Source organism: Tistrella sp., from assembly GCF_002684955.1.
Lineage (GTDB): Bacteria > Pseudomonadota > Alphaproteobacteria > Tistrellales > Tistrellaceae > Tistrella > Tistrella mobilis.
This window is the reverse complement of the sequence record NZ_NYWI01000034.1, coordinates 1-12,728: the sequence shown is the minus strand read 5'-3', so window position 1 is coordinate 12,728 and position 12,728 is coordinate 1. Positions and strand designations below refer to the sequence as shown.

General features: G+C 63.9%; 11 protein-coding genes and 1 pseudogene. 4 read left to right on the top strand and 8 right to left on the bottom strand.

What is annotated here, in order from left to right:
• Position 1: 1 nt before the first annotated feature.
• Both CMO28_RS10820 and CMO28_RS10815 read left to right on the top strand, forming a co-directional pair.
• Positions 2-1,270, top strand: coding sequence for a TRAP transporter large permease (locus tag CMO28_RS10820; protein WP_296713305.1), 1,269 nt, complete (start codon positions 2-4; stop codon positions 1,268-1,270).
• Positions 1,271-1,304: 34 nt separating this feature from the next.
• Complete coding sequence (locus CMO28_RS10815; RefSeq protein ID WP_296713304.1) at positions 1,305-2,312, top strand: TRAP transporter substrate-binding protein; 1,008 nt, start codon at positions 1,305-1,307, stop codon at positions 2,310-2,312.
• Between the two features lie 130 nt (positions 2,313-2,442).
• Here CMO28_RS10815 and CMO28_RS10810 read toward each other — a convergent pair whose 3' ends face one another.
• The 7 genes from CMO28_RS10810 to glpD form a co-directional block, all read right to left on the bottom strand.
• Positions 2,443-4,182 carry an ABC transporter substrate-binding protein gene (locus CMO28_RS10810; protein ID WP_296713302.1) on the bottom strand — a complete coding sequence of 580 codons (1,740 nt, stop codon included), beginning with the start codon at positions 4,180-4,182 and terminating at the stop codon, positions 2,443-2,445.
• A gap of 111 nt (positions 4,183-4,293) precedes the next feature.
• Positions 4,294-4,581, bottom strand: a complete 288-nt coding sequence (locus CMO28_RS10805; RefSeq protein ID WP_062764239.1) for a DUF2160 domain-containing protein — start codon at positions 4,579-4,581, stop codon at positions 4,294-4,296.
• A 14-nt stretch (positions 4,582-4,595) separates the two neighbouring features.
• A complete protein-coding gene (locus CMO28_RS10800) occupies positions 4,596-5,480 on the bottom strand; it encodes a carbohydrate ABC transporter permease (RefSeq protein WP_062764357.1) in 885 nt (294 codons plus the stop codon).
• A gap of 16 nt (positions 5,481-5,496) precedes the next feature.
• Positions 5,497-6,363, bottom strand: a complete 867-nt coding sequence (locus CMO28_RS10795) for a carbohydrate ABC transporter permease (RefSeq protein ID WP_014752862.1) — start codon at positions 6,361-6,363, stop codon at positions 5,497-5,499.
• A 4-nt stretch (positions 6,364-6,367) separates the two neighbouring features.
• Entirely contained in the window at positions 6,368-7,438 is a 1,071-nt protein-coding gene (locus CMO28_RS10790; RefSeq protein ID WP_296713299.1) for an ABC transporter ATP-binding protein, read from the bottom strand.
• A gap of 19 nt (positions 7,439-7,457) precedes the next feature.
• Positions 7,458-8,549, bottom strand: coding sequence for an ABC transporter ATP-binding protein (locus tag CMO28_RS10785; protein WP_296713296.1), 1,092 nt, complete (start codon positions 8,547-8,549; stop codon positions 7,458-7,460).
• Positions 8,550-8,612: 63 nt separating this feature from the next.
• The gene (gene glpD / locus CMO28_RS10780; RefSeq protein ID WP_323755084.1) at positions 8,613-10,154 is read right to left on the bottom strand and encodes a glycerol-3-phosphate dehydrogenase; all 1,542 of its coding nucleotides are present in this window, start codon (positions 10,152-10,154) and stop codon (positions 8,613-8,615) included.
• 245 nt (positions 10,155-10,399) lie between these two features.
• Here glpD and CMO28_RS10775 point away from each other — a divergent pair, with 245 nt between their 5' ends.
• The gene (locus CMO28_RS10775; protein WP_296713292.1) at positions 10,400-11,722 is read left to right on the top strand and encodes an RAMP superfamily CRISPR-associated protein; all 1,323 of its coding nucleotides are present in this window, start codon (positions 10,400-10,402) and stop codon (positions 11,720-11,722) included.
• The gene (locus tag CMO28_RS10770) at positions 11,719-12,639 is read left to right on the top strand and encodes a type III-B CRISPR-associated protein Cas10/Cmr2 (protein WP_322111329.1); all 921 of its coding nucleotides are present in this window, start codon (positions 11,719-11,721) and stop codon (positions 12,637-12,639) included. The genes CMO28_RS10775 and CMO28_RS10770 overlap by 4 nt, the downstream gene beginning before the upstream one ends.
• Before the next feature lie 2 nt (positions 12,640-12,641).
• Here CMO28_RS10770 and CMO28_RS10765 read toward each other — a convergent pair.
• Positions 12,642-12,728, bottom strand: a pseudogene (locus CMO28_RS10765) (IS5/IS1182 family transposase); the annotation flags it as partial.

The following is a 12,728-nucleotide window of genomic DNA, read 5'->3' as shown; positions in this document are numbered from 1 at the left end:
GATGATCACATCCGCGGCCTTTCTTCTCGTCATGCTCGTCGGCGTTCCCATCGGGCTGTGCCTGTGCATTGCCGCCGCCGTCTATATCTGGGCCAGTGGCGACACGCTGCTGTTTCAGACCTTTCCCGCACAGCTCTTCGGGGGCGTCGACAATTACGGTCTGATTTCGATCCCGCTGTTCGTCTTCATCGGCGAGGTGATGAATGGCGGCGGAATCACGCGACGCATCATCAACATGACGATGGCGCTGATCGGGGCGATGAAGGGCGGCCTCGCCTATGTGAACCTGATCGCCAACATGTTCGTCTCCTCGATCCTGGGCTCGGCCACGGCCCAGGTCGCCATCATGGCGCAGATGATGGTGCCGGAGATGGAAAAGACCGGCTATGACAAGACCTTCGCCGCGGGGCTGACCGCCTATGCCGGCATGCTCGGGCCGATCATTCCGCCGTCGATCATGTTCGTGGTCTATTCGGTTCTGGCGCAGGTGCCGGTGGGCGACATGCTGGCGGCCGGCATGGTGCCGGGCATTCTGCTCACCATCATCTTCTGCACCGTCATCGCCGGCATGGGCTGGTTCGTCTACGACTATCCGAGAGGCGAGCGTCTCACGGTCCGCGCGCGGCTGCGGATCATCCTCGGCGCCCTGCCGACGCTCTCGATCCCCATCGTCATCGTGGGGTCGATCCTGTCCGGCATCGCCAATCCGACCGAGGCGGCGGCCGTCGGCGCGGTCGCGGCGATCCTGGTCGGGCGGTTCTGGATCGGTGAACTCTCCGTCGCTCAGCTGCCGCGGATGCTGCTGCGTGCCGGCATCTATTCGGCGGTCGTGCTGATGCTGGTCGCTGCGGCTGGGGTTTTCTCGTGGGTGCTCGTCTACGGCATGGTGCCGCAGCGCGTGGCGGCATGGGGGCAGACGATCGCCACCGACCCGATCACCTTCATGCTGCTCGTCAACGTCATCCTGCTGGTCATCGGCACGGTCATCGACGGCGCGCCGGGACTGATCATGACGGTGCCGATCCTTCTGCCGATCGCGACCGGGATCTATGGCATCGATCCGGTCCATTTCGGCGTGGTCGTCGTCATCAATCTCGTGCTGGGTTTCCTGTCCCCGCCCGTCGGTCTCAGCTTCTTCGTCGCCTCGGCAGTCACGGGGGCGAAGCCCGGCCGGATGTTCGTCGTGACACTGCCCTTCTTCTTCGCGGCCTGCAGCCTGCTGATCCTGCTGTCGATCTTCCCCGCAATATCCACCGCCTTCGTCAGGTAACCGCCGCCCCATCATGCCTCCAGAGGACAGACCCATGACGATCTCGCGCAGGACATTCCTCCGTAACACGACGCTTGCGGCTGCCGGTGCGGCCTCGGTCGGCACGCTGGCGGCACCCAACATCCTGCGGGCGCAGGAGACGAAGACCTTCCGTCTCGGCATCACGACGCCGCCCGGCCATCCGTGGAACAATGCGGCCCTGAAGGTCGGGGAGATGCTGAAGGCCGAAACGAAGGGCCGCCTGGATCTTGCCGTCTTCCCCGCAAATCAGCTGGGCACGGAAGCGGTGATGTTGCAGCAGATGCAGGCCGGTTCGCTCGATTTCGGCTGGATCATGACGGCGGAACTCGGCTCCCGCATCCCATCGATCGCCGCGATCAACGCGCCCTATATCGTCGATTCCACCGCCAGGGTGGCGAAGCTGGTGCGCGATCCCCTGGTGATGAAGATGCTGGATGTCCTGCCCAGGGAAACCGGCACGCTGGGGCTGGCCTGGGGCATCACCACCATGCGTGTCGTGTTCTCTGCCAGGGAAATCGGCGGGCTCGACGATCTGAAGGGCATGAAGCTGCGGATCAACACCACCCCTGCCTATCGCGATTTCTATCAGCTGCTCGGCGCCGCGCCGACGCCGATCCCGACGCCGCAGGTGTTTGATGCCATGTCCAACGGCCAGGTGGACGGGCTTGAGGCCGATCTCGATTTCTCGTGGAATCAGCGCTTCGACAAGGTGTCGAAGACCATGCTGAAGATGAACGCCATCTTCATGCCCTGTGTCGCGCTCGCCTCCGGCCGGGTCTGGAAGGATGTCCCGGCTTCCGACCGCGAGCTTGTCACCCGGCTGACGCGCGAGGCGCTCGACGCCCAGATCGATGCCACCGTCGCCAACGAGGCGCGGCTGCTCGAAGAGTTCCGGAAGGTCATCACGGTGAAGGACGTCCAGGTCGCGGATGCCGGCAAGGTCATTGCCGAGTACGATCAGATCTGGCTGCCGAAAGCCCCGGTTCTGGCCGATCTGCGCGCGCTCGGCGCCACGCTCTGAGGCGCCGGCCCCAGCCATCGGCCCAGGGCATCCGCCTGAAAATAAAGGGGGCCACCCTTCCGGATGGCCCCCTCTCCGTCACACCCCCTTCCCCCGAAGGCGATGTATCGGTCCGGCGGTCACGCGCGCATCACTGCTTCGCGTTGGCGTCCGCCCAGCTCTTCACCAGCTGGTCGTAATCGACCGTCTGGGGCTTTTCCTTCTCGTTCTCGATCTTCAGCTGCGGCGCGATGGTGCCGTTCTTCTTCGCCTGCTCGTTCCAGTAGGCGAGGTCATGTTCGGGGTTCAGCTTGGGGCCGAACTCACCCTGCACGCCGGCGCGCTCCAGCCGGCTCATGACCTTCTCCTGCTCGGCGCAGAGCGAATCCATGGCAGCCTGGGCAGTCTTGGCGCCCGAGGACGCATCGCCGATCGCCTGCCACCACAGCTGGGCCAGCTTCGGATAGTCGGGCACGTTGGTGCCGGTCGGCGTCCACTGCACCCGGGCCGGCGAGCGGTAGAACTCGACCAGGCCGCCCAGTTCCGGGGCGCGCTTGGTGAAGCTCTCGTGGCGGACCGACGAATCGCGGATGAAGGTCAGGCCGACATGGCTCTTCTTCACGTCCACGGTCTTCGACGTCACGAACTGCGCATAGAGCCAGGCGGCCTTGGCGCGGTCGGTGGGGGTAGAGGTCATCAGCGTCCAGGAGCCGGTGTCCTGATAGCCGAGCTTCATGCCTTCCTTCCAGTACACGCCGTGCGGCGAGGGGGCCATGCGCCACTTGGGTGTGCCGTCCTCGTTCACCACCGGCAGGCCCTTCTTCACCATGTCGGCGGTGAAGGCGGTGTACCAGAAGATCTGCTGGGCGATGTGGCCCTGCGCCGGAACCGGGCCCGATTCCGAGAAGGTCATGCCCTGGGCCTCCGGCGGCGCATAGGCCTTCATCCAGTCCAGATACTTCTGGATGGAGTAGACGGCCGCCGGGCCGTTGGTGTCGCCGCCGCGGGCAACGCAGGAGCCGACGGGCTGGCTCTTCTCGTTGACGCGGATGCCCCATTCGTCGACCGGAATGCCGTTGGGCAGGCCCTTGTCGCCATTGCCGGCCATCGACAGCCAGGCGTCGGTGAAGCGCCAGCCGAGCGACGGGTCCTTCTTGCCATAGTCCATGTGGCCATAGACCTTGCGGCCGTCGATCTCGCGGCCGGTGAAGAACTCGGCAATGTCCTCATAGGCCGACCAGTTGACCGGCACGCCCAGATCGTAGCCGTACTTCTGCTTGAACTCGGCCTTGATCGCGGGGTCGCTGAACCAGTCGTAGCGGAACCAGTAAAGGTTCGCGAACTGCTGGTCGGGCAGCTGGTAGAGCTTGCCGTCCGGGGCGGTGGTGAACGACTTGCCCATGAAGTCGTCGATGTCGAGGTTCGGGTTGGTGACGTCCTTGCCTTCGCCCGCCATCCAGTCGGTCAGGTTGCGGACCTGCTTATAGCGCCAGTGGGTGCCGATCAGATCCGAGTCGTTGACCCAGGCGTCATAGAGGTTCTGACCCGTCTGCATCTGGGTCTGAATCTTCTCGACGACGTCACCTTCCTGGATCAGGTCGTGGGTCAGCTTGATGCCGGTGATGGCCGAGAAGGCCGGTGCCAGCACCTTGCTTTCATATTCATGGGTGGTGATCGTCTCCGAGACGACCTTGATCTCCATGCCGGCGAACGGCTTCGCGGCATCGATGAACCACTGCATCTCCTTTTCCTGGTCGGCGCGCGACAGGACCGACTGGTCGCCGATCTCCTTGTCGAGGAAGCTCTTCGCCTCCTCCATCCCGGCCCAGGCCTGGCCGGCAGCCAGCAGCAGCGCCAGCGCTGCCGTGGATGCCATCAGATGCTTCCGCATAAGCTACCTCCCTCTTGATCAGCCGCGGATGCCGGCACGGGGCATCCGTCGTTCGAAGCAAGCCTCGATTGGTCTTCAGTCACCCGCCGCGCAGGGCCCCGGGCAGTGGGGTCACACGAAGCGGAACACAAGGAATGCGTAGATCACCGACAGCCCCGTCGCCCACCACAGGCTGGCATCCACAAGCCCCAGCCAGCCCAGATGGATGAAGGCGCTGCCAAGCAGCGAGATGAACAGGCGGTCGCCGCGCGTGGTTTCGAAGCGCAGCAGGCCGACCTTCGGCGCCCCGCCGGGACGGGCGTATTCCCAGACCCCCATGCCGAGCAGCAGACAGGCGATGACGACGAAGAAGATGACCGTGGGCCAGGTCCAGGCCATCCACGAGAAGTCGAACGACATCGGTGCGGCCTCCCTCAGACGCGGCCCAGGGCAAAGCCCTTGGCGATGTAGTTGCGGACGAACCAGATCACGAGCGCACCGGGGATCAGCGTCAGCACGCCGGCGGCGGCGAGCAGGCCCCAGTCCATGCCCGAGGCCGAGACGGTCCGGGTCATGGTCGCCGCGATCGGCTTGGCGTCGACGGTGGTCAGCGTACGGGCCAGCAGCAGTTCCACCCACGAGAACATGAAGCAGAAGAAGGCCGCGACGCCGATGCCGCTGGAGATGAGCGGCAGGAAGATCTTCCCGAAGAAGCGCGGGAAGGAATAGCCGTCGATATAGGCGGTCTCGTCGATCTCTTTGGGCACGCCCGACATGAAGCCTTCCAGGATCCACACCGCCAGCGGCACGTTGAACAGGCAATGCGCCAGCGCGACGGCGATATGGGTGTCGATCAGCCCGAAGGCCGAATAGAGCTGGAAGAAGGGCAGGGCGAACACGGCCGGCGGCGCCATGCGGTTGGTCAGCAGCCAGAAGAACAGATGCTTGTCACCCAGGAACCGGTAGCGCGAGAAGGCATAGGCTGCCGGCAGCGCCACCGCCACCGAGACCACCATGTTGATGACGACATAGGTGATCGAGTTGATGTAACCCGAATACCAGGACGGATCGGTAAAGATGATCTCATAGTTCCGAAGCGTCGGCTCGGCGGGCCAGAGCGTCAGACCCGAGACGATTTCCTCGTTGGTCTTGAAGCTCATATTGACGAGCCAGTAGAGCGGCAGCATCAGGAACAGGATGTAGAGCGCCGGCACCAGCCAGGACCAGCGGGACTTGGTGCCCCGCTTGCGCATGCGGCGGGCCAGCTGCTCGTCATGGGCCGGCTGTTTGTCGTGGGCCTGGGTGCGTGCGGCGGGCATGGCGGTGGTCGTCATGTCACGTCCTCGCGTCGTAATTGGTCATGACGGTGTAGAACACCCACGACAGCAGCAGGATGATCAGGAAGTAGACCAGCGACATCGCCGCCGCGGGGCCGAGGTCGAACTGCCCGATCGCCATCTTCACCAGGTCGATCGACATGAAGGTCGTCGAATTGCCCGGGCCGCCGCCGGTCACGACGAAGGGTTCGGTGTAGATCATGAAGCTGTCCATGAAGCGCAGCAGCACGGCGATCAGCAGCACGCGATGCATCTTGGGCAGCTGGATGTATTTGAACACCGCCCAGCGCGAGGCCCCGTCGATCTTGGCCGCCTGGTAATAGGCGTCGGGGATCGAGACCAGGCCGGCATAGCACAGCAGCACCACCAGGCTGGTCCAGTGCCAGACATCCATCACCACCACGGTGATCCAGGCCGACAGCGGATCCTGCACATAGTTGTAGGGGATGCCGAGCGATTCCAGCGTATGGCCCAGAAGGCCGATATCGCCGCGGCCGAAGACCTGCCAGATGGTGCCGACCACGTTCCACGGCACCAGCAGCGGCAGGGCCATGGTGACCAGGCAGAACGGCACACCCCAGCCCTTCTTGGGCATGTTGAGCGCGATCAGGATGCCGAGCGGCACCTCGATCGCCAGGATCAGCAGCGAGAAACCGAGGTTCCGGAACATCGAATCCCAGAAGCGCGGCGACTGCAGGATGTCCTTGAACCATTCGGTGCCGGCCCAGAAGAACTGGTTGTTGCCGAACGTGTCCTGCACCGAATAATTGACCACGGTCATCAGCGGGATCACCGCCGAGAAGGCCACCAGCACCAGCACCGGCAGCACCATGAACCAGGCCTTGTTGTTCCAGGTCTTTTCCATGGGCTCAGGCTCCCGTGTCGACGCGCCAGGCGTCGGCATAGAGGTTGATGCCGCGCGGGTCGAAGGTGATCCGCGCCTCGGCCGGGATCTCATCGTCTTCCGGCACCACCGCCGCGATCTCGTGCCCGGCCAGATCGGCATGCACGATGCGGTGGCGGCCGATATCCTCGACCTTGGTGATGGTCGCGGGCAGGCCCGTGCGGCTAAGCCGGACGAATTCCGGCCGCACGCCCAGCTCCAGCTTCGCACCCGGCTTCGTGGCCGGTGCGGCGCCGATGCCGATCGCATGCGTGCCCAGCCGGGCCGTCGCCCCATCCAGGGTCACCGGCAGCACGTTCATGCCGGGCGATCCGATGAAATAGCCGACGAAGGTATGGGCCGGGCGTTCGAACAGCTCGTCCGGCGTGCCGATCTGCACGATCTGGCCCTGATACATCACCACCACCTTGTCGGCGAAGGTCAGCGCCTCGGTCTGGTCGTGGGTGACGTAGATCATGGTGTGGCCGAAGCGCTTGTGCAGCTGCTTCAGCTGGGTGCGCAGCATCCACTTCATATGCGGGTCGATCACGGTCAGCGGCTCGTCGAACAGGATGGCGCTGACGTCGTTGCGCACCAGGCCGCGGCCCAGCGAGATTTTCTGCTTCAGGTCGGCGGTCAGGCCGCGCGCCTTCTTCTTCGCCCGGTCGGCCAGGTCGATCATCTCCAGGATCTCACGGACCCGGGCATCGACCTCCCGTTCGGGCACGCCGCGATTGCGCAGCGGGAAGGCGAGGTTGTCGTAGACCGTCATGGTGTCATAGACCACGGGGAACTGGAACACCTGGGCGATGTTGCGTTCCTCGGTCGAAAGCCCGGTGACGTCGCGGCCGTCGAACAGGATCCGGCCTTCCGACGGGCGCAAGAGCCCTGAGATGATGTTGAGCAGCGTGGTCTTGCCGCAGCCCGACGGGCCGAGCAGGGCATAGGCGCCGCCGTCATCCCAGCGGTGATGCACTTCCTTCAGCGCGTAGTCATCGTCCGACTTCGGCGCCGGGCCATAGGAATGGCGGATATGGTCTAGGTCGATCAGGGCCATGTGTTCCGTCCTCCCCGGCTCAGACCGCTTGCGCCCGGGTGGCGGCGGCAAGCTGCACCGCGCGGCCCGTGGCGTCGAAGAACATCAGGTGACGGGGTTCCAGATACACGTCCAGCGTCTCGCCGATATCGTGATCATGGATGCCGGGGGCGATCATCACCCAGCGTTCCCCGGCGAAATCGACATGCACGAAGCTCTCCGACCCGTTGAACTCGGTCACGAAGGCGCGGGCGGCGAAGTGAACCGCGCCGCTGCCCCCCGGGGTCACCGTCAGGTGATGCGGCCGGAAGCCCGCGGTATAGCTGCCGTCGGGCAGCCGGGTCATGTCGCCCGGCACCGCCAGCGTCTGGCCGTCGGCCAGGCGGAAGACCGCGCCCGCCTTGGTCAGCGCCAGCGTGTTCAGCGGCGGGTCCGAGAAGGTGGTGGCGGTGATCAGGTCGGCGGGGTTGCGGAACACCTCGATCGTCGGGCCGAACTGGGTGATGCGGCCCTCGTGCAGCGTGGCCGTATTGCCGCCCAGCAGCAGCGCTTCCGAGGGTTCGGTGGTCGCATAGACGAAGATCGCGCCCGATTCCTGGAAGATCTTGGGCAGTTCGGTGCGCAACTCCTCGCGCAGCTTGTAGTCCAGATTGGCCAGCGGCTCGTCCAGCAGCACCAGCCCCGCCTTCTTCACGATCGCGCGGGCCAGCGCCGTGCGCTGCTGCTGGCCGCCCGACAGGTTCAGCGGCTGGCGGTCCAGATAGGGGGTCAGCTTCAGCAGCTCGGCGGCCTGGCGGACCTCGCGGTCGATGGTCGCGCGGTCGGCACCGGCCAGACGCATCGGCGAGGCGATGTTGTCATAGACCGTCATCATCGGATAGTTGATGAACTGCTGGTAGACCATCGCGATGTTGCGCTTCTGCACGGGCACGCCGGTCACGTCGCGGCCGTCGAACCAGAGCGTGCCGCGGGTCGGGCGGTCCAGCCCGGCCATCAGCCGCATCAGCGTGGTCTTGCCCGAGAGGGTGGGGCCGAGAAGCACGTTCAGCGTACCGCGCTCCAGTGTAAGCGTGGCCTCGCCGATGTGGGTCTCGTCGCCCACCTGTTTGGAAACGCCTTTGAGTTCAAGCATCGCGGTGTTCCATGTCTCGCGGTCGGCTCGCTTTCGGGACGATGTGGGTCCGGGCTCGGGTCGTCATTCTGCGGCGGCAATGCCGGTGACGGGCAGGCTGTGCATGAAGTCGTCCACGGCTGCCCGCTGGTCTTCCGACAGATGCAGGCCGCGCTTGGTGCGCCGCCACAGAACATCGTCGGCCGTCCGCGCCCATTCGTGGGTCACCAGATAGCGGATTTCGCTTTCGGTCAGATCCGCACCGAAATCGCGCCCCAGATCCGCCTTGCTTCGCGCGGATCCAAGGATCATCCGCGCCCGTGTGCCATACAGCCTCACCAGTCTGCGGCCAAAACCGTCGTCCAGGAAGCCGTATTCGGCACGCAGCCGGGCGACCTCTGACTCGAAACCGGTGGCGGGGAAGTCGCCGCCGGGCAGGGTGGCGGTGGCGGTCCATGCCGGGCCGCGGGCGCCCAGCTCCGCCTCGATCTTCTCCAGCGCCGCCTCGGCCAGGCGCCGATAGGTGGTGATCTTGCCGCCGAAGACGTTCAGCATCGGCGCGCCGTTGCCGGGCGCGTCCGGCCCGTGCTCCACCTTCAGCACATAGTCGCGCGTGGCTTCCTGCGCCTTCGACGCGCCGTCGTCGTAAAGCGGCCGCACGCCGGAATAGGTCCAGACGATGTCCTCGCGCCGCACCGGCTCGGCGAAATACTCGCTGGCCGCGGCACACAGATAGTCAATCTCGCCTTCGGTGATCCGGATGTCCTTCGGGTCGCCCTTGAAATCCTGGTCGGTGGTGCCGATCAGGGTGAAGTCGTCTTCATAGGGGATGGCGAAGATGATCCGGCCGTCGGAATTCTGGAAGAAGAAGGCGCGCGGATCATTGAACTTCGCCCGCACCACGATGTGGCTGCCCTGGACCAGGCGGACATTGCGGACGTCGTTGCGGGCCAGTGTGCCCTGCAGCACCTGATCGACCCAGGGGCCGGCGGCATTGATCAGCATGCGCGCCCGGAAGCTGCGGGTGACGTCGGGGTGGTCGACGCTCTGCACCGTCACCGCCCAAAGCTCGCCCTCGCGCCGCGCCGAGGTCACGCGGGTGCGGACCATCAGCTCCACGCCGCGGGCGGCGGCATCCATGGCGTTCAGCACCACCAGCCGGGCATCGTTCACCCAGCAGTCGGAATATTCGAAAGCGGTTCGGAACAGCGGCTTCAGCGGTTTCGCGGCCGGATCGTTCCGAAGATCCAGCGTGCGCGTGGCCGGCAGCTGCTTGCGGCCGCCGATGTGATCGTAGAGGAACAGGCCCAGCCGCAGCAGCCAGCGCGGTCTCAGCCCCTTGTGATGGGGCAGCACGAAGCGCATCGGCCAGATGATGTGCGGGGCATTGCGCCACAGCACCTCGCGCTCCATCAGCGCCTCGCGCACCAGCCGGAATTCATAATGTTCCAGATAGCGCAGGCCGCCATGGATCAGCTTGGTGGAGCCGGAAGAGGTGCCCGAGGCGAGATCGTTCATCTCGGCCAGCGCGACCGAATACCCGCGCCCGGCAGCATCACGCGCGATGCCGCAGCCGTTTATGCCGCCGCCGATGACGAAAATGTCATGGACCGGATCGCCCGTCACCCGTCTTCCCTCCCCAGGCTTTCGCATCGCAGCATTCTCTGTGCCGCTCGAAAGTCTGTGAAGCGTAATGTGAAGGTAATACGAATGTCAAACGAAACTCGCGGCGCGCCGGCCGCGTGTGCGGGTCGGTGCGATATGCGCGTTGGTGATGACAGGCGCGCAAACCCATGCAACCATCCGGCATATGTCACGTCATTTTCGGGCGAGAGCCGCCCGGACATGACCGTTTCGCGGGAAAGTCCTCCATGTCAGCCGCCTTCAGACCGTCCGACGTCATCACTGCCCGTTTCGAACTCTCGGCGCCGATGTTCTCGGGCCAGGAGGGCGACAAGGGCCCGGCCGAAATCCGCCCGACCGAAATCAAGGCCGCGCTGCGCTTCTGGTGGCGCGCGCTCGCCTGGGGGCGCGGCGTGCGCACGCTTCAGGCGCTGAAGGAACAGGAAGACCTCCTGTTCGGCGCGGCGGCGGATGAGGGCCGGAACGGCGCCGGCGGGCGGGGGCAGGGGGCGTTTCTGTTGCGGGTGCGGATGAAGCACAACGCGGGGGAGATTCAGTCACCCCCTGAGCCCGGGCTGAAGTATGTCGGATATGGCCTCTGGAACAAAAATAAGTGGGCGCGCCCCAGTCTTAAAGAGGGTTCGGTCTTTTCGGTTGAGATTCTGCCGAGATGGATCACCTGTAAAACCGGCCGGCGATCACTCATGGATGAAGACCAACAGTCGCAGATTACCGATGCTCTGAAACTGTTCGGGCTCGTCGGTGGGGTAGGAGGGCGTGTTCGCCGTGGCTTCGGGAGCGTGACGCTGACCGCCTTGACCCATAAAGGAGAGGCTTGCTTTACCAGGCCGAAGAATTTGCAAGAATATTGTCAGATTCTGAAAAAACTCGTGACGGACAATGCAGCGCGCGGCCCCGAGAGTAACGGCGATGTGCCTCAGTGGACGGCTTTCTGGCCAGGGTACGAGGACCGCCGGGGGACAGTTTGCACGATCGTTCATTTCGATAATGCTTGGCTCAATAAAATCGGAGATAACGCTGCGCGGTTGAATTTGAATAATGACCCGCTGGTGCTGCTGGATTGTGTTGGGGGGGCCTTTCAACAATACAGAAGCTGGGGGCGCAACGGAAATATTGCATATAAAGGCTTGAGGTCGTGGAGGCAGTTTCAGGCGGATCATGATGTATCGAAAGGAGAAAAGGTTGAGCTTCCGGTTCGAAGCATATTTGGCCTCCCTCATCCTTACAGAAAAGCCTTTCGAGTTGTGCCCGTTTTGGAGAAAAAAGGAAAAGATAGGCGGGCAAGTCCTCTTTTCATCCACATCCATAAAATAGGTACAAAATATATCTGCATTATGAATATATTTACGGGCCAATTCTTGGAAGAATCAGAGAAGATAAAAATCGAGAGTGATGTGCATGGCAAGGAAGAGAAGCTGGCATTTGATCAGAATGATCTGGATTTTGATGTGATCCTTGGTCTCCTTGGCATGTCAGATTCCAGACGGTATCGAACGCCTTTTGAAGTAAGCAAGGGCGGTTTGATTTTTGATGGGAAGACGGATCGATGACCGGGGGTGTAATGAAACACGTCATCCTCTCCATCACCCCCGTCCAGGAATTCGTCGGCCAGGCGCGCCGCACCCGTGATCTCTGGGCCGGATCCTATCTTCTGTCCTGGCTGTCGGCGCAGGCGATGGCGGCGGTGAAGGAGGCAGGCGGGGAGATCGTCATGCCGCAGGTGGACGACGATCCGATGATCAGGCTTCTGATCCACCGCAATGGGGTGACACCGCCGGTCGTCGGATCACTGCCCAACCAGTTCACCGCACGCCTGCCCGTGGGTGTGGGGCCTGAGATCTGCCGCGAGGCCGTCCAGGATGCCTGGGGAAAGCTTGCCGAGGCGGTCTGGTGCAAGTTCGTCAAACCGGTCAAGGAGCTTTCCAACTTCCCCGACCTGTCCGCGGTCTGGACGCAGCAGATCAAGGGGTTTTGGGAAATCGCCTGGGTGGTCGTGCCGCCGGTCGACGGTGAGGACGAGCGGCAGACCCTGAAGCGCGCCGGCGACCTGCTGCGTCGGCGCAAGCTCTGGCGCAGCCATCTGCTGCCGGATGAATACGCCACGCTTGGCCGCGAGGGCGGCGATCATTGCCAGCTGATGCCCGACTGGCGGGAACTGTCGGGTTATGCGCGGGCGAGCCATGCGGACAAGCAGGATGACTTCTGGGCGGAGCTTCGCAATCGACCGGGCAACTCCGTCCAGATTACGGATGGCGAACGCCTGTGCGCGCCGGCTCTGGTCAAGCGCCTGTTTCCGATTCTGATGCCGAACGTGCTGCGGGACACGATCGGCTGGGTGCCTGGCAACGACGGCGGCGAGATCCGCTCCTGGCCCTCCACCCGCTATATGGCGGTGCTGCCCTGGCTTCGGCGGGTCGCGAACCGGCAGGACGCGAACAAGCCGTTTATCGACCGGCTTAGGGCGTAGACTCATAAGCTCAGGCACCAGATCCTCGCGGCCACGAGCTTGACGGCGGCGAGATAGTTCTCCGGTCGCTTGTCGTAGCGAGTGGCGAT

Coding starts and splice junctions, on each gene's coding strand:
- CMO28_RS10820 (WP_296713305.1), top strand. CDS start 2: ATGATCACATCCGCGGCCTTTCTTCTCGTCATGCTCGTCGGCGTTCCC.
- CMO28_RS10815 (WP_296713304.1), top strand. CDS start 1,305: ATGACGATCTCGCGCAGGACATTCCTCCGTAACACGACGCTTGCGGCT.
- CMO28_RS10810 (WP_296713302.1), bottom strand. CDS start 4,182: ATGCGGAAGCATCTGATGGCATCCACGGCAGCGCTGGCGCTGCTGCTG.
- CMO28_RS10805 (WP_062764239.1), bottom strand. CDS start 4,581: ATGTCGTTCGACTTCTCGTGGATGGCCTGGACCTGGCCCACGGTCATC.
- CMO28_RS10800 (WP_062764357.1), bottom strand. CDS start 5,480: ATGCCCGCCGCACGCACCCAGGCCCACGACAAACAGCCGGCCCATGAC.
- CMO28_RS10795 (WP_014752862.1), bottom strand. CDS start 6,363: ATGGAAAAGACCTGGAACAACAAGGCCTGGTTCATGGTGCTGCCGGTG.
- CMO28_RS10790 (WP_296713299.1), bottom strand. CDS start 7,438: ATGGCCCTGATCGACCTAGACCATATCCGCCATTCCTATGGCCCGGCG.
- CMO28_RS10785 (WP_296713296.1), bottom strand. CDS start 8,549: ATGCTTGAACTCAAAGGCGTTTCCAAACAGGTGGGCGACGAGACCCAC.
- CMO28_RS10775 (WP_296713292.1), top strand. CDS start 10,400: ATGTCAGCCGCCTTCAGACCGTCCGACGTCATCACTGCCCGTTTCGAA.
- CMO28_RS10770 (WP_322111329.1), top strand. CDS start 11,719: ATGACCGGGGGTGTAATGAAACACGTCATCCTCTCCATCACCCCCGTC.